22 protein-coding genes are annotated in these 26,677 nt (G+C 64.5%); 14 read left to right on the plus strand and 8 right to left on the minus strand.

Annotated features, from left to right (window positions below; translation table 11 throughout):
* Window positions 1–233 precede the first annotated feature (233 nt).
* The 6 genes from ACFFUC_RS02765 to argC all read left to right on the plus strand — a co-directional run bounded on the left by ACFFUC_RS02765 (window position 234) and on the right by argC (window position 11,105).
* Window positions 234–1,295, plus strand: coding sequence for a quinoprotein relay system zinc metallohydrolase 2 (locus tag ACFFUC_RS02765; RefSeq protein ID WP_377683295.1), 1,062 nt, complete (start codon window positions 234–236; stop codon window positions 1,293–1,295).
* Between the two features lie 73 nt (window positions 1,296–1,368).
* Window positions 1,369–6,897, plus strand: a complete 5,529-nt coding sequence (locus tag ACFFUC_RS02770; RefSeq protein ID WP_377683297.1) for an alpha-2-macroglobulin family protein — start codon at window positions 1,369–1,371, stop codon at window positions 6,895–6,897.
* A gap of 176 nt (window positions 6,898–7,073) precedes the next feature.
* Complete coding sequence (locus ACFFUC_RS02775; protein WP_377683299.1) at window positions 7,074–8,108, plus strand: GAF domain-containing protein; 1,035 nt, start codon at window positions 7,074–7,076, stop codon at window positions 8,106–8,108.
* Between the two features lie 109 nt (window positions 8,109–8,217).
* Entirely contained in the window at window positions 8,218–9,744 is a 1,527-nt protein-coding gene (adh, locus tag ACFFUC_RS02780) for an aldehyde dehydrogenase (protein ID WP_377683301.1), read from the plus strand.
* A gap of 70 nt (window positions 9,745–9,814) precedes the next feature.
* On the plus strand, window positions 9,815–10,144 hold the full coding sequence (locus tag ACFFUC_RS02785) for a DUF779 domain-containing protein (protein WP_377683303.1): 330 nt from the start codon (window positions 9,815–9,817) through the stop codon (window positions 10,142–10,144).
* 52 nt (window positions 10,145–10,196) lie between these two features.
* Window positions 10,197–11,105: an N-acetyl-gamma-glutamyl-phosphate reductase gene (gene argC / locus ACFFUC_RS02790; protein WP_377683304.1), complete on the plus strand. Its 909-nt coding sequence runs from the start codon at window positions 10,197–10,199 to the stop codon at window positions 11,103–11,105.
* Between the two features lie 105 nt (window positions 11,106–11,210).
* Here argC and ACFFUC_RS02795 read toward each other — a convergent pair whose 3' ends face one another.
* The 5 genes from ACFFUC_RS02795 to ACFFUC_RS02815 form a co-directional block, all read right to left on the minus strand.
* On the minus strand, window positions 11,211–11,372 hold the full coding sequence (locus ACFFUC_RS02795; protein WP_377683609.1) for a Trm112 family protein: 162 nt from the start codon (window positions 11,370–11,372) through the stop codon (window positions 11,211–11,213).
* Window positions 11,373–11,410: 38 nt separating this feature from the next.
* Window positions 11,411–12,049 carry an LON peptidase substrate-binding domain-containing protein gene (locus ACFFUC_RS02800; RefSeq protein ID WP_377683611.1) on the minus strand — a complete coding sequence of 213 codons (639 nt, stop codon included), beginning with the start codon at window positions 12,047–12,049 and terminating at the stop codon, window positions 11,411–11,413.
* On the minus strand, window positions 12,049–12,960 hold the full coding sequence (gene trxA / locus ACFFUC_RS02805; protein ID WP_377683306.1) for a thioredoxin: 912 nt from the start codon (window positions 12,958–12,960) through the stop codon (window positions 12,049–12,051). The genes ACFFUC_RS02800 and trxA overlap by 1 nt, the downstream gene beginning before the upstream one ends.
* A 245-nt stretch (window positions 12,961–13,205) precedes the next feature.
* Entirely contained in the window at window positions 13,206–13,991 is a 786-nt protein-coding gene (locus ACFFUC_RS02810) for an exodeoxyribonuclease III (RefSeq protein WP_377683308.1), read from the minus strand.
* A 318-nt stretch (window positions 13,992–14,309) separates the two neighbouring features.
* The gene (locus ACFFUC_RS02815) at window positions 14,310–14,996 is read right to left on the minus strand and encodes a response regulator transcription factor (protein WP_377683310.1); all 687 of its coding nucleotides are present in this window, start codon (window positions 14,994–14,996) and stop codon (window positions 14,310–14,312) included.
* A gap of 133 nt (window positions 14,997–15,129) precedes the next feature.
* Between ACFFUC_RS02815 and ribA the strand changes: the two genes are divergently transcribed.
* Together ribA and ACFFUC_RS02825 are read left to right on the plus strand one after the other, a co-directional pair.
* Entirely contained in the window at window positions 15,130–16,191 is a 1,062-nt protein-coding gene (gene ribA, locus ACFFUC_RS02820; protein WP_377683312.1) for a GTP cyclohydrolase II, read from the plus strand.
* On the plus strand, window positions 16,188–16,733 hold the full coding sequence (locus ACFFUC_RS02825; RefSeq protein WP_377683313.1) for a L,D-transpeptidase family protein: 546 nt from the start codon (window positions 16,188–16,190) through the stop codon (window positions 16,731–16,733). Before ribA ends, ACFFUC_RS02825 begins: the two co-directional genes overlap by 4 nt.
* Here ACFFUC_RS02825 and ACFFUC_RS02830 read toward each other — a convergent pair.
* Together ACFFUC_RS02830 and ACFFUC_RS02835 are read right to left on the minus strand one after the other, a co-directional pair.
* The gene (locus tag ACFFUC_RS02830; RefSeq protein WP_377683315.1) at window positions 16,724–17,377 is read right to left on the minus strand and encodes a YggS family pyridoxal phosphate-dependent enzyme; all 654 of its coding nucleotides are present in this window, start codon (window positions 17,375–17,377) and stop codon (window positions 16,724–16,726) included. The genes ACFFUC_RS02825 and ACFFUC_RS02830 overlap by 10 nt on opposite strands.
* Window positions 17,378–17,458: 81 nt before the next feature.
* Complete coding sequence (locus ACFFUC_RS02835) at window positions 17,459–18,439, minus strand: porin (protein WP_377683317.1); 981 nt, start codon at window positions 18,437–18,439, stop codon at window positions 17,459–17,461.
* A 279-nt stretch (window positions 18,440–18,718) separates the two neighbouring features.
* Here ACFFUC_RS02835 and ACFFUC_RS02840 point away from each other — a divergent pair, with 279 nt between their 5' ends.
* From ACFFUC_RS02840 to ACFFUC_RS02860, 5 genes are all read left to right on the plus strand, one after another.
* On the plus strand, window positions 18,719–19,240 hold the full coding sequence (locus ACFFUC_RS02840; protein WP_377683319.1) for a DUF3576 domain-containing protein: 522 nt from the start codon (window positions 18,719–18,721) through the stop codon (window positions 19,238–19,240).
* 115 nt (window positions 19,241–19,355) lie between these two features.
* On the plus strand, window positions 19,356–21,890 hold the full coding sequence (gene leuS / locus ACFFUC_RS02845) for a leucine--tRNA ligase (protein ID WP_377683320.1): 2,535 nt from the start codon (window positions 19,356–19,358) through the stop codon (window positions 21,888–21,890).
* Window positions 21,877–22,380, plus strand: coding sequence for an LPS assembly lipoprotein LptE (gene lptE / locus ACFFUC_RS02850; protein WP_377683322.1), 504 nt, complete (start codon window positions 21,877–21,879; stop codon window positions 22,378–22,380). The genes leuS and lptE overlap by 14 nt, the downstream gene beginning before the upstream one ends.
* Entirely contained in the window at window positions 22,377–23,405 is a 1,029-nt protein-coding gene (gene holA, locus ACFFUC_RS02855) for a DNA polymerase III subunit delta (protein WP_377683324.1), read from the plus strand. The genes lptE and holA overlap by 4 nt, the downstream gene beginning before the upstream one ends.
* Window positions 23,406–23,446: 41 nt before the next feature.
* Window positions 23,447–24,619, plus strand: a complete 1,173-nt coding sequence (locus tag ACFFUC_RS02860) for a TIGR03862 family flavoprotein (RefSeq protein ID WP_377683613.1) — start codon at window positions 23,447–23,449, stop codon at window positions 24,617–24,619.
* On the opposite strand, the gene ACFFUC_RS02865 is transcribed toward ACFFUC_RS02860, so the two are convergent.
* A complete protein-coding gene (locus ACFFUC_RS02865) occupies window positions 24,598–25,185 on the minus strand; it encodes a glutathione S-transferase family protein (RefSeq protein WP_377683326.1) in 588 nt (195 codons plus the stop codon). The two genes, ACFFUC_RS02860 and ACFFUC_RS02865, sit on opposite strands and share 22 nt — an antisense overlap.
* Window positions 25,186–25,366: 181 nt before the next feature.
* On the opposite strand from ACFFUC_RS02865, the gene ACFFUC_RS02870 reads away from it, so the two are divergent.
* Entirely contained in the window at window positions 25,367–26,641 is a 1,275-nt protein-coding gene (locus tag ACFFUC_RS02870; protein WP_377683328.1) for an MFS transporter, read from the plus strand.
* The last annotated feature ends 36 nt before the right edge of the window (window positions 26,642–26,677 follow it).

The following is a 26,677-nucleotide window of genomic DNA, read 5'->3' on the forward strand; positions in this document are numbered from 1 at the left end:
GTAAGAACCGGCCAGAGGACCTGCCGATAAGTCGCAATTCCGCCAAGGCCAGATAGCGCTTTTCACGCGATGCGGCGCGGTTAGCACAACTAACAAATCGGGGCGCGGGAAGCATGCTTTCTCCCAGCATTTCCCCTGCGCACCCCGTGCAAAAGCCCCCGCTCCGATCAAGGCTAACTCCGCCGCAGCGCAATTATTTTGCGCGAAACCGGCAACTCCGCTATGGTGTCGGCATGTTCCATCTTGTCGTCATGGCCTGCCTCAATGCCGACCCGTCGCTGTGCGACCTGCGGATGTTGCCGGCCGGTGATTCCGTACGTCAGGAGGATTGCCGCCAGGGCGGCGAGCAGATCGCCCGCGACTGGTTCGCGCGCCATCCGCAGATCTTCGCGCCGAACCCGCCCGATTGCGTCGCGACCGATGCGCTTCCGGCGCTGGCGGTCGAAGAGGCGGGGGATGGGGTCTTCGTCCATCTCGGGCGCCCCGAGGCGCTCTCGCCCGAAAACGCCGGCCGCATCGCCAATCTGTCCTTCGTGATCGGCGACAGCGTTCTGGTCATAGACGCGGGCGGCAGCCGCGCCGAGGGCGAGGCGCTTTATGCCGCGATCCGGCGCGAGACCGATCTTCCTATCAGCCATCTTGTGTTGACCCACATGCACCCCGACCACATCTTGGGGTCAGAGGTCTTTTCCGAGGCCGGCGCCACCATCGTCGCCAATGCCAAACTTCCGCCCGCAGTCTCGATGCGCAGCGCAAGCTGGCGCCAGTCTATCCCCGCCCAGATCGGCACGAAGGCCCTGCTCGGGACGCGGATCGCGCCGGTCGACCAGCTGGTCTCGGCCCCGCTCACGCTGGATCTGGGACGGACCAAGGTCACGCTGACCCCTGTCGCCGCCGCCCATACCGACAATGATCTGACCGCTTTCGACAGTCGCTCGGGGGCGTTTTTCACCGGCGATCTGGTCTTTCGGGAGCTGACACCCGTCATCGACGGCTCGCTTTCGGGATGGGAGAGCTGGCTGGCCGAGCCGCCGCGCGATCCCGCACCAAGCCTGATCATCCCCGGCCACGGCGCGATCCAGAACGACTGGAAGGAGGCGATCTCGCCGCAAAAAGCCTATCTGGACGCCCTGCGCAGCACCGTCGCTGCGCTGATCGCCAAGGGCCGAGCCATGTCGGAGGCTGTGCCCGCAACCGTAAAGGACATGCAGGCGCAAGCCGCCGGTTGGGCCGATTTCGACGCGACCACCGCGCGCAATGCCGCGAGTGCCTTTTCCGAATTGGAATGGCAGTGAGGCGATTGCCTCCTTGCCGACGAAATGACACAACCCTCATCAATTCAGACATAAATCGGGATGCGAGGCAGATATGGCGGGAAAAATCAGCTGGCTGACGCGTTTGGCTTTGACGGCCTTCCTTTTGGGGTGGCCGGTAGCCTCCCTCGCGCAAACTCCCGCAGGCGATCAGCCGCAATCAAGCCCCCTGCCCGAACGCCGGATCGAGCTTTTGGCCGATCACGACATGCCGGGCGGCGATCTTGGTCCGATTTTCGACACCACGCTGCAATCTTGCGTGCAGGCCTGTCTCAACATGCTGCAATGCGAGGCCCTGACCTATAACGCCTCGGCGCGTGCCTGTTTCCCCAAGGACGGCTCGGCCACTGCGCCGGTGCCTTTCGCCAATGCGCTTTCGGGGCGCGTGCTGGATCTGCAGCCGCAAAGCCTGACGCAAGCGCAGGCCCGTGCCGCCGCCGCGCGCTTTCTGAGCGATTACGACCTGCGCGAAGCCCGCAGCCTCGCGAACGGCATGGCGGCCATGTATCCGCCCTCGGCCGAGCCCGACCCCGCGGGAGCCGCCGCCCGTGCCGAAGCAATGGGCGATATGGCGACCGCAATCCGGCTTTCGGCCACGCTGACCGCGCAATTCGATCGCGGCGAGGACTGGGCGAATTTCGCGCGGCAGATGCTTTACGCGCCTGAAGGGGCAGGGAGTTTCTCGTCGCAGGTCATCGCCTCGGCGGCGGTCAACGCCTATCTGCGCGCGGGCAACGACGCCGCGGCGGCACTGGCCTTGCGCTGGCTGTCCTTTGCCTACGAGCGGCAGGGTCGCGGGCAGGACGGTCTGGCGGCCCTGCAGCTTGCCAACCAGCTCTTGCCGAATGATCCGGCCATTCTGGACGATCTCCAGACCTCGACCGACCGCAACGGCATGCGCGTGACGGATACCCGCAGCGATACGGCCGCCGCCGTGCCGCGTTTTTGCATCGCGATGTCGCGCCAGATGGATCCGGCAGTGAACTACGCCGATTTCATGCGCCTGCCCGCGACGGATATGGCGGTGACGGTCAACGGGTCCGAACTGTGCCTGACCGGCCTGACCTTCGGCCAGCAGATCGAGGTCACGCTGCGCGCTGGCCTTCCGGCCAAGGGCGGCGACACGCTGCCCAAAGACATCACCCTGCGCAGCTATATCCGCGACCGTGATCCTTCGTTGCGCTTCCCGAGCCGCGCCTTCGTCCTGCCCTCGGGCGGAGATCAGGGGCTGTCGGTCTCGACGGTGAACGTCGATCTGATGGATTTGACGCTGCTGCGCCTTTCGGACCGCAACCTGTTGCGCACCATGTCCGACGGGCTGTTCGCAACGCCGCTGGATAGCTGGCAGGCCGGTTACTTCTCGGACGGGCTGGCGACCGAAGTCTGGCGCGGCAAGGCCGAACCCGCCAAGCCCAGCGGTCAGGAAACGCTCAACCGCGAAATCACCTCGCGCCTCGCCATTCCGGCCGAGGCGGGCAATCTCGCCCCCGGCATCTACCTGCTTCAGGCCTCGATCGACGGCAAGGACATCGATGACACCGGCGTCGCGACGCAATGGTTCGTGATCTCGGATTTCGGGATCTCGAGCTATTCGGGCACCGACGGGCTGACCGTCGCGGTCCGCAGCCTCGCCGATACTTCGGCCAAATCCGGCGTCGAGGTCGCGCTGGTGTCGCGCGCCAACGAGGTTCTGGCCCGCGCGATCACCGATGATCAGGGCATCGCCCATTTCGCCCCCGGCCTTTCGCTGGGTCAGGGTCCGGCCGCGCCCGCGCTGATCACCGTCACCGCATGGTCGGGCGAAGGTGCGGAGCGCGCGCCCCGGGACATGGCCTTCATGTCGCTGACCGATGCCGAATTCGACCTCTCGGATCGCGGCGTCGAGGGGCAGGCCCCCGCCCCCGCCATCGATGTTTTCGTCGCCACCGACCGCGGCGCCTATCGCGCGGGCGATACGGTCAACGCCACCATGACGGCCCGCGATCTCGAAACCCGCGCGCTGTCGGCCCTGCCGCTGACCGCCGTCATCATCCGCCCCGACGGGGTCGAGCAGGCCCGCATGATCGCGACCGAGGCCGGAGCAGGCGGCCATGTCCTGTCATGGGCCATTCCGGGCAATGCGCCGCGCGGCACCTGGCGGCTGGAAATCCGCGCCGAGGCCGACGGCCCCGCGCTCGCCACCACCCGCATGATGGTCGAGGACTTCCTGCCCGAGCGCATCGACTTCACCCCCAAACTGCCCGAGGGACCGATCAAGGCAGGCGAAACGCTGACCGTCTCGTTGACCGCGAACTGGCTGTTCGGCGCTCCGGCGGCGGAACTGCCGGTCGACGGCTCGCTGTTGCTGTCGCCGCGCACCACCCTTGCCGCGTTCAAAGACTATCGCTTCGGCCGCTATGACGACGAAAGCCAGTCCACCGCGGAATCCATCGCCAGCGGCCAAACCGATGCGGACGGCAATTTCTCGACAGAAGTCACCCTTCCCGATGCCGAGACCCTCGGCCAGCGCCCCGTCGAAGCCAAGGTCGTGCTCGATGTGCGTGAAGGCGCGGGCCGTCCGGTCGAGCGCAGCCAGTCGACGCTTATCCTGCCCGACCAGCCCATCATCGGCATCCGCCCGCTCTTCGAGGACGATACGGTCGCCGACGGCTCCGATGCCCGCTTCGCGCTGATCGCGGTCGGCCCCGACCAGCAGCCTGCCGCGGCCGCCGTGCAGTGGGAGATCAACCGCGTCGAGACCCATTACGAATGGTATTCGCTTGGCGGCCAATGGCAGTGGGAAACCACGACCACCCGCCAGCGCGTCGCCGAAGGCAGCGCCGAGATCGGCGAAACGCCGGTCGAAATCGCGGGCACGGTCGGCTGGGGCAGCTATGAATTGGTGGCGCGTACCGCGGCAGGTGCCGTCAGCTCGACCAGCTTCTATGCCGGCTGGGGCTTTAGTGCGGGCGCGGGCTCGGATACGCCCGACCGCCTCAAGGTCGCGCTGGACAAACCCGCCTATCGCAGCGGCGACACCGCCAACGTCACGGTCGAGGCGATTGCGGACGGCCAAGGCATCGTTTCGGTGATGTCGAGCAAGCTCGTCAGCCAGCAGATCGTCCCGTTGAAGGCCGGCGACAACGTCATCGCGCTTCCGGTCACGGATGACTGGGGCGCGGGCGTCTATGTCTCGGTCAGCGCGATCCGTCCGATCTCGGGGATCGAGGCGGGCGACCGCATGCCGGTGCGCGCGCTCGGCATTGCCCATGCCGCCGTCGACCCCGGTCAGCGGCAGCTTCAGGCCAGCCTGACCGTGCCCGCCGAAACCAATCCGCGCCAATCGGTGCCGGTCACCCTCAAGGTCGAGGGCGGCATTGCTGGCGAGACGGTCCATGCGACCATCGCGGCGGTCGATCAGGGCATTTTGAACCTCACCGGCTTTACCCCGCCCGATCCGTCGAAACATTACTTCGGCCAGCGCCGCCTCGGCGTCGGTCTGCGCGATCTCTACGGCCGCCTGATCCTGCCTTCGGGCGCAGCGGACGGCACCTTCCGCGAAGGCGGCGATGCGCAGGTCTCGGGGACCGAGGCCCCGCCTCCGACCGAAAAGCTGATGAGCTGGTTCTCCGGCCCGCTGACCGTCGGCGCGGACGGCACCGTGACCGTCGACCTGCCGATCGGCGATTTCAACGGCCAGATCCGCGTCATGGCGGTGGTCTGGTCCGAAACCGGTATCGGCCAAAGCGATGCGACCATCCTGTCGCGCGATCCGGTCGTCATGACCGTGACCGCCCCCGCCTTCCTTGCACCGGGTGATCAGGCCCAGATCGGGCTGCGTCTGACCCATGCTTCGGGTCCGGCGGGCGACGTTCGCGTCGCGCTGGCCCAAGCGGGCGGCGAGGCGGGGATCGGCTTTACCCTGCCGCAAGACAGCGTGACCCTGACCGAGAAAGGCGAGGCCAAACTGTCCGTGCCGCTTTCGGCGGGCGAGCAGACCGGCCTTGCCGAAATGCGCCTGACCCTGACCACGCCGGACGGCACCGCGCTGACCAAGGATATCGCGATCTCCGTCGCGATGAACGAGCCCGACATCCAGCGTCAGGACCGGCTGGCGATTGCCCCCGGAACCAGCCTCGGCATCCCGCCGCAGCTGACCGACGGGCTGCTGCCCGGCGCGGCGATCTCGGTCGCGGTGGGCAATTACGGGCGGCTCGACGTGGCCGGCGCGCTCGCGCGGCTTGAACGCTACCCCTATGGCTGCACCGAGCAGATCACCTCGATCGCGATGCCGCTTTTGTACCTGCCGCGGCTGTCGGCGCTGGAGAACATCAGCGCCAACAACCCCAATCCGACCTCGATCGAACAGGCCATCGCGTTGATCCTGACGCGCCAGTCCTCGAGCGGCGGATTCGGCCTCTGGTCGGCGGATTCGGGCGATCTTTGGCTCGACAGCTATGTCTCGGACTTCCTGTCGCGTGCCCGTGCGGCGGGCCACGAGGTCCCCGACGCGGCCTTCAAACAGGCGATCGACAACCTGCGCAACCGCGTCAACACATCGATCGAACCGCGCTCGGCCTCGGCCGACGAAAACGCGGCCCTCGCCTATGCGCTCGCTGTTCTCGCGCGCGAGCGGGCCGCGACCATCGGCGATCTGCGCTACTATGCCGACACCACCCCCGAGGCTTTCTCGACCCCGATGGCGGCGGCCAATCTGGGTGCGGCGCTGGCATCTTCGGGCGACCAGTTGCGCGCGGACAAGATGTTCCGTCAGGCCTATGGCGCAATCGGGGCTGCCCCTGCGGAGGGCCGTGGCTACCGCAGCGATTACGGCACCTATCTGCGCGACATGGAGGCGGTTCTGGCGCTCTCGACCGAAGCCAAGACCCAAGCCGTCGACCAAAGCCAGCTCACGACGCTGGTCGCCGACCGGATCGCGTACGCCAACGAGCGCGGCCAGAACCTTTCGACACAGGAATCGGTCTGGTCGGTGATGGCCGCGCAAAGCCTTTCGGACGGGAATAGCGCGCTGACGCTGAACGGGGTCGCGCTCGGCTCTGCCGTCGCGGATCTGCCCGAGGGTGCGGTTCTGGCCAATGGTGGCGGCGCGCCGATCACCATCACCCTGACCGCAACCGGCCAGCCGGTCACCGCTCCGGCGGCGGGCGGCAAGGGCTATACGCTGCTGCGCGAGTATTTCACCATGGAGGGTGCGCCGGTCGATCCTGCGCAGGTCTCGCTTGGCACGCGGCTGGTCACGGTGCTGACGGTCCGTCCCGACAGCGCCGAAGGGGGACGCCTGATGGTCACCGATCCCCTGCCCGCCGGTTTCGAGATCGACAACCCCAACCTGATCAGCGCGGGCGACATCTCGCAGCTGAGCTGGCTGGGCGAGGACACCCCCTCGACCGATATGGCCGAATTCCGGCAAGACCGTTTCGCGGCCTCGCTGAGCTGGATGTCGGACAGCCCCTTCCGGCTGGCCTATATCGTGCGCGCGGTCACCCCCGGCAGCTTCCGCCATCCGGCGGCCAGCGTCGAGGATATGTACCGCCCCGAATACCGCGCATGGACAGATGGCGGGACGGTCGCGATCACGCCCTGACCGCGAAATCTGCCCGCAAGTCGCTTTGCGAACAACCGGAACGCCGGCCCCGAAACGGGCCGGTGTTTCGCGTAAAAGCCCGCGAATCATGCGACCAAAGAACAAGAAGCTTTGACTTGCCAGCGCCTGCGGACCCCGTGTTACGCTGATCCCCGAGGAGATCTTGGGAGGACGCCTTGCCACGCCCCCGTCACGACACCCGCCCCCGTCACGAAGATCGGGTCACCAGCGCATCGCAATCCCCCGCAGCGGTCAGCCGCGAGGCGGCACGCTGGCGGCGCTCGATGGTGAAATACGGCCTCGATCCGGCCGTCGCCGCCGAGCGCAACCGCCTCGACGCTTCGGCCACCGCCGCGCGCAGCGAAAGGCTGGGCGACTTGCTGGCGGTCGCGGCGCCGCGGCTCGACCAGCTTTACCAGCTGGTTTGCCCGACCGGCTGTTCGGTCCTGCTGACCGATGCCGACGGGATTGTGCTCGACCAGCGCATCAGCGACGGCGACGGCGACAGCTTCCGCGCCTGGGGACTGTGGCGCGGGCATGACTGGTCCGAGGCCGCCGAGGGCACCAACGGCATCGGCACCTGTCTGGTCGAGGGCCGTCAGGTCACGATCCATCGCGACGAACATTTCTTTTCGCGCAACACCGGCATGACCTGCGTGGATGCGCCGATCTGGGGACCAGACGGCCGCGTCGTCGCGGCGCTCGATGTCTCCAATGCTCGGCGCGACCACAACGAACGGCTCAATGCGCTGATCATGGCGCAGGTCGCCCAAACCGCGCGCATGATCGAGGCGGCCTACTTTCGCGCCAGCTTTCCGGCGGCGCGCATCATCATCGCGGAGGGCGAGAGCCCCGAGCAGAACCTGCTGATCGCGGTCGATCGCGACGATCTGATGATCGGGGCGAACCGCGCCGCGCGCCGCGCCTACGGGCTGGAGAAGGAAGGCATCCTGCGGCCGCGGCCGGCCTCGGACCTGCTGGGGCAAAGCGACGAGATCACGGGGTTCGAACAGGCCGAGCGCTCGACCGTGATGGGCGCGTTGACGCGGGCGCAGGGCAATGTCTCGGCCGCCGCGCGCGCGCTCGGCGTCGGGCGCGCCACGCTTTACCGCCGCATGTCGCGGCTCGGGATTACCGAAGGCACCGCCAGAAGTGCCACGTCCGCCACCCCTGCCCTGCCCGCTGCCCGCAGCCGACTGTCTCACCCCTGAGACACATTCTGCGCTGCGGCACGCGCGGCCCGATTGACCGGCGCGGGACAGGATCTGAAGCTTCAACGCAATCCGGTCGAGGAGGCCGGTTCCTAGGGAGAGAATTCAAATGCCGAACGACCAAACGCATGACTTCAAAGGCGTGAACGTTTCGCCCTTCGCGAAACGCTATGACAACTTTATCGGCGGCCAGTTCGTCGCGCCGAAATCGGGCCGGTATTTCACCAATACCACCCCGATCACCGGTGCCGAGATCGGCGAAATCGCCCGCTCTGATTCCAACGACATCGAAGCGGCGCTGGATGCTGCCCATGCCGCCAAAGACAAATGGGGCGCGACCTCGCCGACCGAGCGTTCCAACATCTTGCTGAAAATCGCCGACCGGATGGAGCAGAACCTCGAGCTGCTCGCGACTGCCGAGACCTGGGACAACGGCAAGCCGATCCGCGAGACCCGCGCCGCCGACCTGCCGCTGGCCATCGACCACTTCCGCTATTTCGCAGGCGTCCTGCGCTCGCAGGAAGGCTCGATCAGCCAGATCGACAACGACACCGTTGCCTACCACTTCCAGGAGCCTCTGGGCGTCGTCGGCCAGATCATCCCGTGGAACTTCCCGCTGCTGATGGCCTGCTGGAAGCTTGCTCCCGCGCTGGCCGCCGGCAACTGCGTCGTCCTCAAACCCGCCGAGCAGACCCCGGCCTCGATCATGGTCTGGATCACCATCGTCGCCGATCTGCTGCCGCCGGGCGTGCTCAATATCGTCAACGGTTTCGGTCTGGAGGCAGGCAAGCCGCTGGCGTCGAGCCCGCGCATCTCGAAAATCGCCTTTACCGGCGAGACGACGACCGGCCGTCTGATCATGCAATATGCCTCGGAAAACCTCATTCCGGTCACGCTGGAACTGGGTGGCAAATCGCCGAACATCTTCTTTGAAGACGTGGCCCGCGAGGACGACGATTTCTTCGACAAGGCGCTCGAAGGCTTCACCATGTTCGCGCTGAACCAAGGCGAAGTCTGCACCAGCCCGTCGCGCGTGCTGATTCAGGAATCGATCTACGAACGCTTCATCGAACGCGCGATCAAACGCGTTCAGGCGATCAAACAGGGCGACCCGCGCGATGCAGCGACCATGATCGGCGCGCAGGCCTCGAGCGAGCAGAAGGAAAAGATCCTTTCCTACCTCGACATCGGCAAGAAAGAGGGTGCCGAGGTACTGACCGGCGGCAAGGCGGCCGAGCTGGGCGACGCGCTGGCAGGCGGCTATTACATCGAGCCGACCGTCTTCTTCGGCAACAACAAGATGCGCATCTTCCAGGAGGAGATCTTCGGGCCGGTCGTGTCTGTGACCACCTTCAAGACGCAGGAAGAAGGTCTGGAAATCGCGAACGACACCCTGTTCGGCCTTGGTGCCGGCGTATGGTCGCGTGACGCCAATACCTGCTACCGCATGGGTCGCGGCATCAAGGCCGGCCGCGTCTGGACCAACTGCTACCACGCCTATCCGGCGCATGCGGCCTTTGGCGGCTACAAGCAGTCGGGCATTGGTCGCGAGACCCACAAGATGATGCTCGACCACTACCAGCAAACCAAGAACATGCTGGTCAGCTATTCGCCGAAAAAGCTGGGCTTCTTCTAAGCTCCCTGAAACGGCCCCCCAAGCGGGGGCCGTTGCCTGTGGCACGGGTATTTTTGTGAAAGAGAAAGAGATGGGCACCGTAAGCGCAACCCCCGAGGCCCTGCAGCTTCTGGCCGAGATCGTGGCCGATCACGGGCCGGTCATGTTCCACCAATCGGGCGGCTGTTGCGACGGGTCGAGCCCGATGTGCTATGCGCAAGGCGATTTCCGTTTGGGCGAACGCGATCTGAAGCTGGGCGAGATCGGCGGAATGCCGTTTTATATGGCGGAAAGTCACGCTGTGGCTTGGATGCACACCGATCTGGTCATAGATGTTGTCGCAGGGCGCGGCGGCATGTTTTCTCTGGACAACGGCCGCGAGAAGCGTTTCCTCGTGCGCTCGGAGATTTGCGCGCGCTGATTGAACGGCGCGCCTGTGGGCGCTATCTAGTCGCCTCAAAGGAGACGCATCCATGGCAAACAAGGTTTTCATCGACGGCGAGGCCGGCACGACGGGTCTGCAGATCCGCGAGCGTCTGGCTCCGCGTTCCGATATTACGCTGATCCAGATCGATCCGGCGTTGCGCAAGGATGCCGATGCCCGTCGCGCCGCCATGGCCGAGGCGGATGTGGCGATCCTCTGCCTGCCCGATGCCGCCGCCAAAGAGGCCGTGGCCTTGGCCGCGGGGCTGGATGTGCGTTTCATCGACGCTTCGACCGCGCATCGGGTCAATCCCGACTGGGTTTTCGGCCTGGCCGAGCTTGAGGACGACATGCGCGCGCGGATTGCGGGCGCGAAATATGTCGCCAATCCCGGTTGCTATTCGACCGGCGCGATCGCGCTTTTGGCGCCCTTGGTCAAGGCCGGCCTCGTCAGCCGCGACGAAGACCTGACCATCAATGCCGTCTCGGGCTATACCGGCGGCGGCAAGGAGCTGATCGGCGAATACGAGCGCGGCGAGGCGCCCGATTTCTTCGTTTATGCCCTGACCCAGCACCACAAGCACCTGCCCGAGATCATGCATTACGTCGGCCTGACCAAACGTCCGGTTTTCGCACCTTCGGTGGGCAATTTCGCGCAGGGCATGGCGGTCCAGATCCCGCTGCATCTGGATAATTCGCGCAACATGAACAATCTGCGCGATGCCTTGCAGGCGCATTACGCAGGCCAGCAATTCGTCTCGGTGATCGATGCCGAGCCGCGGGTGGTGCCGACGCGGCTGAACGGGACCAACCAGCTCGAAATCTCGGTCCATGGCGACGAGGAGAACGGCTGCGCTGTGCTGGTCGCGGTGCTCGACAACCTCGGCAAAGGCGCGTCCGGCGCGGCGGTCCAGAACCTCAACCTCATGCTTGGCACCGACGAGGCGGCAGGCCTCTAAGGCGCGGCCACGGGAACGAACGGCCATCTGCAAGAGCGGGCCGCAGGAATTGGAAAAGCGCGGGGGCAGGTTCTGCCTCCGCGCTTTTTTCACGGGTTTCGGGGCTTAATCGTCGGCTTTGATCTGGCGCGCCTCGCCGACCAGCATGATCGGGATGCCGTCATGGATCGGAAAAGCCAACCCTGCCGCCCTCGAGACCAGCTCCTGCCGCGCGGCATCGTAATGCAGCACGGTATGGGTCACGGGGCAGACCAGAGCCTCGAGCATATGGCGGTCGAATTCGCGACCATTGGGCTGGGTGACGCTCACTGGATGATTTCCTCATTATCGCCGTTGCGCAAAGCATATTCGAGCAAGCCATCCAGCAACTCGCGCCGCTGGACAAGGGTCTGGGCCTCGAGCAATGCCTGTTTTTCCTCTCCCCCCAAGGGCAGGACCATGGCGAGCGAGTTCACCAGCATCTCGTCATCGACATGCTCGGCCGCCTCCCAATCGGTCGACAGCTCGTGCGCATCCATATAGCGCCGCAGCCGGTCGAGAAACGCGCCGCGGTTCAGGCCGGCGTCGATTTCGGGCTGGAGGCCGCGATCAAGCGGGAAGCCGCTCCAATCCACATCGCCTTGCAGATAGGGCATGAACCCCTCCTGCACCGCGCCCAGCCGGAAACGCGAGACGGCGCGCAACGTGATCATATAGCGGCCGTCGTCCATTTCCGAAAAGCTGACGATCCGTCCCGCGCTGCCGATCTGCGCCAGCCCGTCCGCCCCGCCCTCTTGCGGCTGGATCATCCCGATCAGCCGGTTCGAGGTCTTGAGCACATCCTCGACAAGCTGCAAATAGCGCGGCTCGAAGATCTGGAGCGGCAGACGGCCGCGCGGCATCAGCACCGCCCCTTCGAGCGGAAAAAGCGGGATCGTATCGGGAAGGTCGAAACGCCGCAGCATCACGAGAAGATCAGCGAAGACATCCGTCGACGTCCCTTTTGCGCCAGCGGATCGGTCGGCTTCAGCGCGTCGAAAATCGTGATCAGCTGCGCTTTCGCCGCACCTTCGTTCCATTCCCGGTCGATGCGGAAGGATTCCAGCAGCTGGTTGATCGCCTCTTCGACATCGCCCGCCGCATGGAGCGCGGTGGCGTAATCGAGACGGGCCTGATGGTCCTTGGCGTCGGCTTCGACCGCAGCACGCAGCTCGTCGAGCGGGCCTGCCTCGGCGGCCTGCTGCGCGAGCTGAAGCTGGGCGCGCGCGGCCTCGACCGGCGCGGCCGAGGCGGCAGCGGCGGGAACACGGGCCAAAGCATCGGCGGCATCGTCCAGTTTGCCTGCAGCCAGATGCGAACGGATCAACCCGCCCCAAGCCTGCGGGTTCTCGGCCTCTTCGCCGATGATGGCGTTGAAGGTTTCGGCGGCATCCTCGAACGCGCCTTCGTCAAGCATGGCCTCGGCCGCTTCGAGCGCCGCGCCAAGCCCGCCGTCATCGCCGCCAAGCTCGACCAGCTTGTCGACGAATTGCTTGATCTGGCTGGGTGGGATCGCGCCCTGGAAGGCGTCGACGGGCTGGCCCTGAAAGAAGGCAAAAACCGTCGGGATCGACTGGACGCGCAACTGGCCCGCGATCATCTGGTTTTCGTCGACGTTGATTTTGGCCATGGCGACGCGGCCCTTGGCCTTGGCGACCTCGGCTTCAAGCTGGGGGCCGAGCGTTTTGCACGGGCCGCACCACGGCGCCCAGAAATCGACGATCACCGGACGTTCCATCGATTGCTCGACCACATCCTGCATGAAGGTCGCCTCGGAGACGTCCTTGATGAAATCGGTCGGCTGGGGCTGTTGGTCCGCAGAATCCGTAAGCAGCATCGTGATTAATCCCGTCGATCTAATTTGCGCATCCCGCGCAAGACCCGCCTCGCGGCAGGCCGAGTTGAAACCTGTTGATCCGAATATAAGGTCGCGGGACCCGCCGCGCCAAGGGGGCGCGGCCAGCCATTGCCGCCTTGGCTATCCCCTTTGGCGGGAATGGCTTGGACAAGGCTAGGCCCTAGGTCGCGCCCGCGCAGGTCGGGCCGCGAAGGGCCGGACCGAAGGCCCCATCCGCGCGCGGCTTACAGATCGAAGCTGGCGAAGACCGGAACGTGGTCGCTCGGCTGTTCCCAGCCGCGCACCGGACGCAGGATCTTGCTGCCGTGGGCCGCGTTCGCGATATCGGGCGTGGCCCAGATATGGTCGAGCCGACGTCCCTTGTCGGCCGCATCCCAATCGGGGGAGCGGTAGCTCCACCACGAAAACAGCCGGCCCTCGGGGATGTCGTTGCGCGTGACATCGACCCATTTGCCGGCATCCTGCGTCTGGGCGAGATGCTCGACCTCGACCGGAGTGTGGCTCACGATCTTGAGCAGCGCCTTGTGGTTCCAGACGTCATCCTCGCGCGGCGCGATGTTGAGATCGCCGACCATGATCGACTTCCGAGGGTTCTCGGCATGGAAAACGTCGCGCATCTCGGTCAGGAAATCGAGCTTCTGGCCGAATTTCACATTCTGCTCGCGGTCGGGAATATCGCCACCGGCGGGGACATAGAAATTGTGGATGGTGACGCCGTTTTCCAGCCGCGCCGCGACATGGCGCGCATGGCCGAGACCTGCGTAGTCGCGGTCACCCGCATCCTCGATCGGCAGGCGCGACAGGATCGCGACGCCGTTATAGCCCTTTTGGCCGCGCGCGACCATGTGGGTGTAACCGAGCGCGTGAAAGGCCTCGAGCGGGATCTTGTCGACCGGACTTTTGCATTCCTGCAGGCACAGAACATCCGGAGCCTCCTCGCGCAGCAGCCGCGCGACCAGCGCCTCGCGCAGGCGGACCGAGTTGATGTTCCAGGTGGCAAGGGTGAACATGGCGGCTCCTTTGGGATGGTGCCGAGACCCTATCCCCTGCCCGCCCCCCTGTCGAGCAGCTCGCCCCTTGCGGCCTTGCGCTCCAATCCGCCGCGCCAAAAAAGAAATGCCCCGACCGGAGTCGGGGCAAGTCCAACAGGGAGGAGAGAAGTTCAGAAGAAATAACTTGAACAGAACTTATGGCCACAAGATCGGGCCATATGGGCAACAAGATGTTTACCACATCCCGTTTACATGCGCTCAACCCGCGACTGCCGCCCGTGGTTCCCGTGCGATCCGGAAAATGCACCGCACGGGAAAAGGACGTTACGGCAGAGTTTACGCCACGAGGCGGTAGCCGCCGCTTTCCGTCACCAGAAGCCGCGCATTCGAGGGATCGGGCTCGATCTTCTGGCGCAGGCGATAAATATGGGTCTCGAGCGTATGGGTCGTGACCCCCGCATTATAGCCCCAGACCTCGTGCAGCAGCACATCGCGCGGCACTACCCCGTCCGAGGCGCGGTAAAGGAACTTCAGGATGTTGGTTTCCTTTTCGGTCAGACGGATCTTGCGGTCCTTCTGGTCGATCAACATCTTCATCGAAGGCTTGAACGTATAGGGCCCAAGCTGGAAAATCGCGTCTTCGGACTGCTCGTGAGTGCGCAGCTGCGCGCGCAGACGGGCCAGAAGCACCGGGAATTTGAACGGCTTGGTGATGTAGTCATTGGCACCCGAATCCAGACCCAGAATGGTATCCGCGTCGGAATCGTGGCCGGTCAGCATGACGATCGGGCATTTCACGCCCTGTTTGCGCAGGCGCTTGGCCAGCTCGCGACCGTCGGTATCGGGCAGGCCGACATCGAGAACGATCAGGTCGAAAATGCCCGCTTTGGTCTTTTCGACCGCCTCGGCACCGGTGCCCGCTTCGAAAACGTCGAAATCTTCGGTCGCGACAAGCTGCTCGGCCAATGCTTCGCGCAGGTCGTCCTCGTCATCGACAAGAAGGATCTTTTTCAGTCCAGCCATACTTGCCTCCTTTGGCGTGTTAGGGGAAACCTGTGAGTTGAACGGCCCGACGTCCAGCTACTTGCGCGTTTCCTCACACGGAGTTGTCGGATTTGGCCCTAATGTTTCAAATTGTTTCACTTTCGCGAGCGTCATGAGCCTCATCCCCACCCTTGCCGAGACCGTTTCCCGCGCCCGCACCGATCTGCGGATGGGGCTTCCGGTCGTGGTCGGCGACTATCTCGCGGCTGCGGTCGAGACGCTTTCCGCGCCCAGACTGGCCGAAATGCGCGCCTTGGGGCCCGCGGCCTTGGCCGTGACGGACTGGCGGGCCGCGACGCTGAAGGCGCGGGTCTATGACGGCGATCTGGCGCGGATCGCACTGCCCGCCGAGGCCGATCTGGCTTGGCTGCGTGCGATTGCCGATCCGGCCGGCGACCTGATGACGCCGCTCAAGGGGCCGCTGCAATCCTTACGCGGCGGCGACAGCGAGCCGCATCGCGCGGCAATCGCGCTGGCGAAATCGGCGCAATTGCTGCCGGCGGTGCTGATGGTCGCGATTTCCGCGCCACACGCCGGGCTTACCGCCCTGCCCGCCGCCGCGACGCTGGCCCAGCTCACGACCGAGGTCCATCTTGCGCCCGTGGCCGCCGCCCGCCTGCCTTTGGCTGCGGCGCAGAATTCCAAACTGCATATCTTTCGCCCCGACAATGGCGAGATCGAGCATTACGCCGTCGAGATCGGCGACCCGCCGCGCGACCAGCCGGTTTTGGCGCGCCTCCATTCGGCCTGCTATACCGGCGATGTGCTGGGCAGCCTCAAATGCGATTGCGGCCCTCAGCTTCATGCGGCGCTTGACGCGATGGGGCAGAATGGCGCGGGCGTGCTGCTTTACCTCAATCAGGAGGGTCGCGGCATCGGGCTGGCGAACAAGATGCGCGCTTATTCGCTGCAAAATCAGGGTTTCGACACGGTGGACGCCAATCACCGCCTTGGCTTCGAGGATGACGAGCGCGACTTCCGCATCGGCGCCGAGATCCTGCGGCGGCTCGGTTTCTCGACGGTGCGGCTGATGACCAACAATCCGCGCAAGGTCACGACGCTGGAAAGCCACGGCATCACCGTCGCCGAGCGCGTGCCGCTGGTCACGCCGACCAACCGCTTCAACGAGCATTATTTGGCGATCAAAGCCGACAAATCGGGGCATTTGCTGTGAAGGCGGGTGATCTTTTGCTGACCCCGCGCGGGCTTTTCTTCGACGGCCGCATTTTGCCCTGTAGCGTCGGCCGAGGCGGCGTGCGCCGGGACAAGCGCGAAGGCGATGGCGCGACGCCGGTCGGACATCACCGCATCGTCGGCCTGCTCTATCGCCCCGACCGCGTGACCCGCCCTGCCCCTTGGGCGGCGCCGATCCTGCCGGGCGACCTGTGGTCGGACGCTTCGGGCGAGCCCGATTACAACCATCACATCCGCGCGCCTTATGCCCATAGCCATGAAAACCTGCGTCGCGCCGATCCGCTTTACGATCTGGTACTGCTCACGGATTGGAACTGGCCGGATGCAAAGGCCGGCATGGGCTCGGCGATTTTCCTGCATCAATGGCGCAGGCCGGGCGCGCCGACCGCGGGCTGTATCGCAATGTCGCGCGGCAACCTGCGCTGGCTTGCCGAGCGTTTGGCCCCCGGCGCCAAGCTGATCGTGCCGCCGGACATGATGCGTTTCAGCGCAAGCCGCAGCGCGGTCGCGCATCAGGTATAGTCGCGCGCTCCGAAAATCGCCGAACCGACGCGGACATGGGTCGCACCATGGGCGATGGCGGTCTCGAAATCCGAGCTCATCCCCATCGACAGGCCCGAAAGCCCGTTGCGCGCGGCAATTTCCGCCAGATGCGCGAAATGCGGGGCGGGATCATGGTCGTCGGGGGGAATGCACATCAGCCCTTCAAGCCGCAGGTCGAGCCCGCGGCAGGTCGCGATGAAAGCATCGGCATCTTCGGGCAGAATACCGGCCTTTTGTGGCTCGGATCCGGTGTTGACCTGAATGAAAAGCTGCGGCGAGGCCCCGCGCGCCTGAATTTGTCGCGCCAGTTTTTCGGCAAGCGACATCCGGTCGAGCGTATGGATCGCATCGAACAGCTCGAGCGCCTGTTTGAGTTTGTTGGTCTGTAGCGGGCCGATCATATGAACCTCGGCATCGGGATAGGCCGCGCACCATTGCGGCCATTTTCCTGCCGCTTCCTGAACATAATTCTCGCCAAAGACACGCTGCCCCTGATCGAGCACCGCCTTCACCCGCTCGAGCGGCTGAACCTTGCTGACCGCGATCAAGGTCACGCTGCCCGCTTCGCGGCCATAAGCACGCTCGGCCGCAGTGATGCGGCCTTTGATTTCTGTCAGTCCCATATCGGCAACCTTCCCACGGCAACCTTCCAAATGAAAGGAGCGGGCACAAGGCCCGCTCTTCAAGTCTCAATTCTGATCAGATCAGAATTTGAACTTCACACCGAGGTCAGCAACGGTGTCATCAAGGTAGTCGCTGTCGATGATGCCGCCGGCGAGGGTAGCACCGCCACCCAGATCGTAGTCAGCGCCGATGCCGAACGAGTCGAATTTCTCGTCGCCAGCAACGTCGTACTTGAACTTGTCCTGGCGCCAGAAGCCCTTCACGAGCAGAGCGTCAGCCTGGTAAGCAGCGGCCAGACCAATGGTCGAGTCGAACTCTTCCGCATCAAGTTCACCGGTGAAGCGATCGCTGTATTTCGCGTAGATGCCTTTGACCGAGAACTGGTCGTAGGTCACTTCACCGCCGAGGACGATTTCGTCCGCATCGCCGTGCTTGCCGTAGCCGAGGCCGACGTTGTAGTTGCCAGCTTCGTATTTCGCTGCGAGCGAGTAAGCAACGTCATCCGACGACGCGTTCAGTTCGTCGTCAACGTTTGCACCCGGGCTGATCGAACCAAGATTGGTGTCCGAACCGTCCGTAGCCGACGCGAAGAAGGTGAAGCCTTCGATGCCGTACTCGTACAGGATGTTCGCGCCCTGATCGAGGTTCTCACCGTCACCCGTCAGGTACGAGATTTCTTCGATGTCACCAGCGAATGCACCTTCGGTGTAACCGATTTCGTACAGGTCGCCGATTGCAGCTTCCGATGCCGAAACAACGTCACCCATCGACAGTTTGCCGTAGGTGCCCGAGATCCAGACTTGGCCTGCAGTACCGCGGGCTGCCGAACGATACTCGTTCGCCGAGTAGTTTTCTTGGTCGACGCGGAAGCTACCGCCGAACGACAGGCCAGCATCCGACTCGCCGGTCATCGTGAACTTGACGCGTGCACGGCTCGAGAACTGAACGTCGTTACCGTCGTAAATCATACCCATACGGCCGTCGCCCGAGACAGCGACTTCAGCCGAAGCGAAGCCAGCCGACAGAACCAGGGCGCTGGTAGCGAAAAGAACCTTTTTCATGGTTTTCCCTCTTATCTCTCTCATGTGCCCCATCCAGTTATCCCGGCTTGGGGTATGGGTTGTATGTCGCTTGTCTCCCCCCTGTTTGCAATGAAAACGGCGGAAGCAAAAATGTTTCCAAGATTTTGTGATGCACATGGGCCACAGTCCGTTGCATCGGGACAAAGCTGCCTTATAGGCGGATTTTCCTGTCTTTTGCAGGCGCACGCGGGTGATCCCTTGTCGCAATGACACAAATTGCGCTATGGCAAACGCAAGAACGTTCCGGGGGACCTTCACATGATCACACGCAATGTACGCCTGTCCGCAACCTTGATCCTGGTCGCGGGTCTTGCCGCCTGCGGTGGAGGCGGCTCCGGTTCGGGCGGATTCGGCTCCGGCGGCATCGGTTCGGGCTCCGGCCAGGGCGGAGGCGGCCGGCAGGGAGCGACCCCCGAAGGCACGCAGCGCCAGGAATCGACGCTTTGGGACCTGTTCTCGAATCGCCAGAACCCCAATAGCGCGGTGGCGGTGAACAAATACCTGTGGAACGCCAGCCTCGAAGTGCTGAACTTCCTGCCGATCCAGTCGGTCGACCCGTTCACCGGCGTCATCGTGACGGGCTACGGCACCCCTCCGGGTGGCGGCCGCTCTTACCGCGCGACGATCATGGTTACCGATCCCGCGCTTGACGCGCGCTCGCTCAAAGTCTCGCTGCAAGGTTCGGGCGGCAGCGCCGTTGCTCCCGAAACCGTGCGTCAGGTCGAAGATGCGATCCTGACCCGTGCGCGCCAAATGCGCGTGCGCGACGGCAATCTTTAATCCCGTTTAAAGAATTTTGTGCCTGAAGAGGTCCGGCATCCCCCAACGGGGACGCTGGACCTCTTGCTATGCCGCGTATAAACCCTGCGGGCACATCTGACGCCCGGAGGCTTTCATGTCCTATGATCCCGCAAAAAGCGAAACGCGCTGGCAGGCTGCATGGGATGCCGCCGATTCCTTCCGCGCCATCCGCGACGAGCGGCCCAAATACTACGTCCTCGAGATGTTCCCCTATCCGTCGGGGCGCATCCATATGGGCCATGTGCGCAACTATACGATGGGCGATGTGGTTGCCCGCTACAAACGCGCGCAGGGTTTCAGCGTTCTGCATCCGATGGGCTGGGACGCCTTCGGCATGCCCGCGGAAAACGCCGCGATGGAGCAGGGCGGCCATCCCCGCACCTGGACCTACAACAATATCGCCACGATGCGCGACCAGCTGAAGCCCTTGGGTCTGTCCATCGACTGGAGCCGCGAATTCGCGACCTGCGACGATGATTATGTCGGCCAGCAGCAGTCGATGTTCCTCGATTTCCTCGAATCGGGGCTGATTTACCGCAAATCGGCCATGGTGAACTGGGATCCGGTCGATATGACGGTGCTCGCCAACGAGCAGGTTATCGACGGCAAGGGTTGGCGTTCCAACGCGCCGGTCGAGCGCCGCGAGCTGACGCAATGGTTCTTCCGCATCTCGGATTACTCGGGCGAGTTGCTCGACGCTTTGGACAATCTCGACGGCTGGCCCGAAAAGGTCCGCCTGATGCAGCAAAACTGGATCGGGCGTTCGCGCGGGCTGCAGTTCCACTTCGATACCGTCAATGCCCCCGCGGGTTTCGACCGGATCGAGGTCTATACCACCCGCCCCGACACGCTGATGGGTGCAAGCTTCGTTGCGATCTCGGCCGATCATCCGCTGGCGAAATCGCTGGAATCCGACCCGAAAGTCGCGGCCTTCACCGCCGAGGCCCGCAAGATCGGCACCTCGGAAGAGGAACTCGAGAAGGCCGAGAAGGTCGGCTACGACACCGGCATCCGCGTGCGTCACCCGCTCAACCCCGAATGGGAGCTGCCGGTCTGGATCGCGAATTTCGTGCTGATGGATTACGGCACCGGCGCGATCTTCGGCTCTCCGGCCCATGACGAGCGTGACCACGAATTTGCCACGAAATACGGCCTGCCGATCCGCGCGACCTTCGGCGAGAAGGGCATGGATCAGGCCCAAGCCGATGCTTTCGTCGCCAAAGCGCCCTTCGTTCCCGCGAAAACCGAAGTCGTGACCTATGTCCGCGGCTTCTCGGGCGAGGGCGACCAGACCGGCGAGGCCGCGGTTGCCGCCGCCATCGCCCATGCCGAAGCGGCAAGCTATGGCGAAGGCGTCACGAAATACCGCCTGCGCGACTGGGGCATCTCGCGCCAGCGCTATTGGGGCTGCCCGATTCCGGTCGTTCATTGCGACAGCTGCGGCACCGTTCCCGAGAAGAAAGAGAATCTGCCGATTCTGCTGCCGATGGATGTCACCTTCGACATTCCGGGCAACCCTCTCGACCGTCACCCGACCTGGCGCAACACTGCCTGCCCCAATTGCGGCAAACCGGCACGCCGCGAGACCGATACGATGGATACGTTCGTCGATTCGTCGTGGTATTACGCGCGCTTCACCGCGCCCCATGCGCCGACCCCGACCCTGCGCGAGGATGCCGATTACTGGATGAACGTCGATCAATATATCGGCGGCATCGAGCACGCGATTCTCCACCTGCTCTATTCGCGCTTCTTCGCCCGCGCGATGGTCAAGACCGGCCACCTGCCCGAAGCCGCGAAAGAGCCCTTCGACGCTCTGTTCACGCAAGGCATGGTCACGCACGAGATCTACCTGACCCGCGACGAGCGCGGCCGTCCGGTCTATCACCTGCCCGAAGACATTACCGACGGCAAACTGGCCGACGGCACGCCGGTCGAGATCATCCCCTCGGCCAAAATGTCGAAATCCAAGAAAAACGTGGTCGATCCGGTCAATATCGTCTCGAGCTTCGGGGCCGATACCGCGCGTTGGTTCATGCTGTCGGACAGCCCGCCCGAGCGTGACGTGGAATGGACGGCCTCGGGGGCGGAAGCTTCGCACCGCTTCCTGTCGCGCCTGTGGCGTCTGGCCGACCAGATTCCGGAAGGTACCGAAGATCTCGACCTGACGCGCGCAACCCATCGCGCGATCGACGAGATCACCCGCTCGATCGATAGCTTCGCCTTCAACAAGGCCGTGGCCAAAATCTACGAGCTTGCCAACGTTTTCGGCAAATCCTCGGGCGGGGGCGAATCGCGCCGTGCCGCTTTGCGGATGTTTGCCCAGCTGATGGCGCCGATGGTGCCGCATCTGGCCGAAGAAATCTGGTCGAAAGCCGGTGGCGAAGGCATGGCGGTCGATGCCCCCTGGCCGAAAGCCGATCCGGCGATGCTGGTCGACGATACCGTCACCCTGCCCATCCAGATCAACGGCAAGCGCCGCGCCGAGATCGCTGTTTCCAAGGATATGTCCAAGGAAGAGATCGAGGCCCTTGTTCTGGCCGATGAATCCGTGCAGCGTTTCCTGGAAGGATCGGCGATCAAAAAGCTGATCGTGGTTCCGGGGCGTATCGTCAATGTCGTCATCTAGACGCAAATTCCTGCAATCCGGCCTGCTCGTCGCCCTTGGCGGCGGGCTCGCCGCCTGCGGCTTCACGCCGGTTTACGGTCCTTCGGGGCCGGGAACCAAGCTTTTCGGCAAGGTCCGCGCCGCCGATCCCAAAACGGTCGACGATTTCGCCTTCGTGCGCCGCGTTACCGAGCGTTTGGGCCCGCCGCAGGATGTCGCCTTCGATCTGGGCTATAATCTGCGCATCGCCATCGTGCCCCAAGCGATTACCCCCGACGAAATCACGACGCGCTATGCGCTCAACGGCAGCGCCGAATTCACCCTGACCGATGCGGTGACCGGCAAGGTCGTCACGCGTGGTCAGGTCAACAACTTCTCCTCCTATTCGACGACCGGCACCACCATCGCCACCATGTCGTCGGAGCAGGACGCCCATGACCGGCTCGCCTTCATGCTCGCCGATCAGGTGATCACCCGCCTTTACGGCGCGGTCCCTGCGGGAACGCCGTGAACCTCAAAGGCGCAGAAATCGCCCGTTATCTGGCCAAGCCGGACCCGACGCGGCCCGCACTTCTGATCTACGGGCAGGATGCGATGCGCGTTGCGCTCAAACGTGCCGAGGCGGTCAAGGCCCTGACCGGCCCCAATGCCGAAGAGGAAATGCGTCTGACCCGCATGGCAGGCGCGGAATTGCGCAAAGATCCCGCGCTGCTGCTCGATGCGGTCAAGGCGGTGGGATTTTTCCCCGGCCAGCGCGTGGTTTTGCTCGACGATACGCCCGACAGCGCTGCCCCCGCCATCGGCGCGGCGATCGAGGAATGGCGCGCGGGCGATGCGGTGATCGTGGTTGCGGCGGGCGCGCTCAACAAAAACTCCGCCCTGCGCAAGATCTTCGAGCCCCATCGCGCGGCCGTCGCAGCCCCCGTCTATGACGACCCGCCCGGCGAAGAGGAAATCAACCGCTGGCTTTCGGATGCCGGTCTGCGCAACGTCCCCCGAGAGGCGATGAAGGATCTTGTGGCGCTGTCGCGCACCATCGATCCCGGCGACTTCCGCCAAACGGTCGAAAAGATCGCGCTCTACAAATTCGGCGACGAAAGCCCGCTGACACCTGCCGAAATCGCGGGCCTCGCCCCCGCCACGATCGATGCCGAGCTGGACGATCTCATCGCCGCCGTGGCCGAGGGCCGCAGCGACGCCTTTGCCGGTCTCATGCGCCGGATCGAGGCGCAGGGCACGACGCCGGTATCGCTCTGCATCGCGGCTTTGCGCCATTTCCGCACGCTCCATCAGGCCGCGGCCGATCCCGACGGACCCGCGCAGGGCATGGCGAAACTGCGCCCGCCGGTCTTCGGCCCGCGCCGCGACCGCATGGCGCGGCAGCTGCAAAGCTGGGGAATGCGCTCGCTCGAAGAGGCGATCCACCATCTGATCGACACCGATCTCGTGCTGCGCTCTTCCAGCCGCGCGCCGGCGATGGCGGTGATGGAACGCGCGCTGATCCGCCTGACCATGATGCCGCGGAGCCGTCGGTGAGCCTTGACGCACTGGTGATCGGCGCGGGCCCTGCAGGGCTGATGGCGGCCGAAGTGCTGTCCGCAGGCGGGGCGAAGGTAGTGATCGCCGAGGCCATGCCTACGCCCGCACGCAAGTTCCTCATGGCGGGAAAATCGGGTCTGAACCTGACCAAGGACGAGCCGAGGCAGGCCTTCATCAGCCATTTTTCCGGCAGTTGTGCCCAATCTGCGCCCGATGCGACGGCGGCAGCGCCCGTTGGATATTTGGGCATGGAAGATTTCGCGGCCGCCGAGGTCATGGCCTGGGCCGAGGGGTTGGGGATCCCGCTTTTCGCAGGCTCCACGGGGCGGGTTTTCCCGCGCGGCATGAAGGGCTCTCCCTTGCTGCGGGCATGGCTCGCGCGGCTGGACCGGCAGGGGGTCGCGCTGCACAAGCGTTGGCGCTGGAGCGGGTTCGAGGATGGCGCGTTCCGCTTCGAGACTCCGGAGGGCGCGCAGTTCCTGCGTCCCCAAGTCGCGGTTCTCGCGCTTGGCGGGGCGAGCTGGCCCAAACTCGGTTCGGACGGGGCATGGGTTGAAGGGCTGCGCGGGGCAGGGGTCGGGATTGCCGGTTTCCGTCCGGCGAATATGGGCTTTCGCGTCGATTGGTCCGAACAGATGGCCCGGCACTTCGGGGCGGCGGTCAAGGGCGTCGCCATCCATGTCGGCGGCCGGATCGGGCGCGGCGAATGGGTGGTCACACAAGACGGAATCGAGGGCGGCGGGATCTACGAGCTGGCTTCGGCGATCCGCGACGGAGCGCTTGCCACCGTCGATCTTGCGCCTGATGTAAGCCTTGACGTACTGGCTTCGCGGCTGGCCAAAGCACCCGCGAAACTCTCGCTCGGCAACCGCTTGCGGCGGGTTCTGGGCGATCCGGTCCGTGCGGCTTTGGCGCTGGAATGGGGGCGGCCTCTGCCTGCGGATGCGGGCGCTTTGGCCGCGCTTCTCAAGGCTTTGCCGTTGCGCCATGCAGGCCCTGCGGGGCTGGAGCGCGCGATTTCTTCGGCCGGCGGGATCAGCGCGGATGCCCTGAATGCCGATCTTTCGCTCAGGGCCATGCCCCATGTTTTCGCGGCGGGAGAGATGCTCGACTGGGAGGCGCCGACGGGCGGCTATCTGCTGACCGGCTGCCTGTCCTCGGGCCGCAAGGCGGGGCAGGGTGCCTTGGCCTATCTCGCCAAAGCGCGCTGATAGGCCGGACGCGCGCGCATTCTTTCGAGATAATCGGTCAGGCGATGCTCGGTGATCGGGAATTTCGCGGTCAGCGCCCATGAGAGGCAATTGGCGAGGATGAAATCGGGCACCGTCATCTGGTCGCCCATGAGGTAAGCGCCCTCGCCCATGCGGTTGACCAGCACCTTCTGGCTTTGCTCGAACTCCCAGCGCAGGGTGTTTTTAATGCCCGCAAGCCGCATTTCCTCGGGGAGGATGAAGCTGTGACGTGCGGCGAGCCAAAGCGCCGCGTCAAATTCGTCGAGCAGGAATTGCGTCAGGCTGTCTTGGCGCGCCCGTGCCAGCGTGCCTGCCGGATGGGTCAGCGTGCCGTGGTGATCGGCAAGATAGGTCAGGATCGCCGTCGAATCCGTGACCGGCGTACCGTCGACGATCAGGATCGGGATCTTGCCCGCGGGATTGAGCGCAACGACGCCGGGCGAGCGCGGATTCTCCGCAACATGCTGATAAGGCGCACCAATTTCTTCGAGCATCCACAGAACGCGCATCGCGCGGCTTCTGGTGGTTCCGATCACCTGATACATCTCGCCCCCCCCATTTCCCCTTCGGCAAGAATACCGCGCGCGCGCCTGACCGGCAACGCATCCTAGCCATGCGCTTTTTGCATGGCTTTGCCCGCCGCTATGCGTCCTGCGCGGTGCGGCCGGTTGACGCAGCACGGCCGGAGGCGCAGGCTTCGCCGTCATCCCGATCCGGAGCACGCCTTTGTCGCAAACCCCAAGCCATTCCCCAGCGGCGCGCGCGTCGCTGTTCACGCCCATCCTGATCGGCGGCTCGATCATCTTGCTGATCAACTTCGCCTTGCGCGCCAGTTTCGGCGTCTTCCAGATTCCGATCGCCGAAGAATTCGGCTGGCCGCGCACCGATTTCTCGCTGGCCATCGCGATCCAGAACCTTGCTTGGGGCATCGGACAGCCGCTTTTCGGCGCTTTGGCCGAGAAATGGGGCGACCGTTTCGCCATCGTTCTGGGCGTCTTCCTTTACGCATTGGGACTGGTGATGAGCGCCTATGCCACCACCCCCGAGGCGATGCAGCTTTGGGAGGTCGCGGTCGGATTCGGCGTTGCGGGCACGGGTTTCGGCGTCATCCTTGCGGTGATCGGCCGCGCGGCGAGCGACGAGAACCGCAGCCTTGCACTCGGGATCGCGACGGCTGCCGGATCGGCGGGGCAGGTCGTCGGCGCCCCTCTGGCAGAGATCCTGCTGGCCTATTTCAGCTGGCAGAGCGTCTTCATCATCTTCGGCGCACTGTCGCTTCTGATCCTGCTGTTCCTGCCGCTTCTGGGTAAAAAGGCCGCGCCGATGGCCAGCCGCAGCGAGCTGGAAGCAAGCCTCGGAACGGTTCTCAAACGCGCTTTCCGCGACCCGTCCTATCTGATGATCTTCGCGGGCTTTTTCTCTTGCGGCTACCAGCTTGCCTTCATCACCGCGCATTTCCCCGCGATGATCGCCGAGATGTGCGGCCCGATCATGCCGGGCGGGATGCTGGATTCCGTCGGGATTTCAACGACATCCATTCTCGGCGCGGTGGCGATTTCGGTGATCGGTCTGGCCAATATCGCGGGCTCGATCTTCGCGGGCTGGCTGGGCAAGCGCTATACCAAGAAATACCTGCTGGCCGCGATCTATACGCTGCGCACCATCGCCTCGGCGACCTTCATCCTGATGCCGATCACGCCGACAAGCGTGCTGGTCTTTTCGCTGGTCATGGGCGCGCTTTGGCTTGCCACGGTTCCGCTGACCTCGGGGCTGGTCGCCTATATCTACGGGCTGCGCTATATGGGCACTCTCTACGGGTTCGTCTTCCTGTCGCATCAGCTGGGGTCCTTCCTCGGGGTCTGGCTGGGCGGCTGGATGTATGACCTTTACGGCGACTACACGCTGGTCTGGTGGGTGGGCGTCGGCATTGGTGCCTTCTCGGCGCTGATCCATCTGCCGATCCGCGAGAAACCGATGAACATTTCGGCCGTCGCGGCCTGAGATTGCACAACCGGCCGCCCCCGCATTCCGTTTCGG

It is taken from the genome of Paracoccus cavernae, assembly GCF_042430175.1.
GTDB lineage: Bacteria > Pseudomonadota > Alphaproteobacteria > Rhodobacterales > Rhodobacteraceae > Paracoccus > Paracoccus cavernae.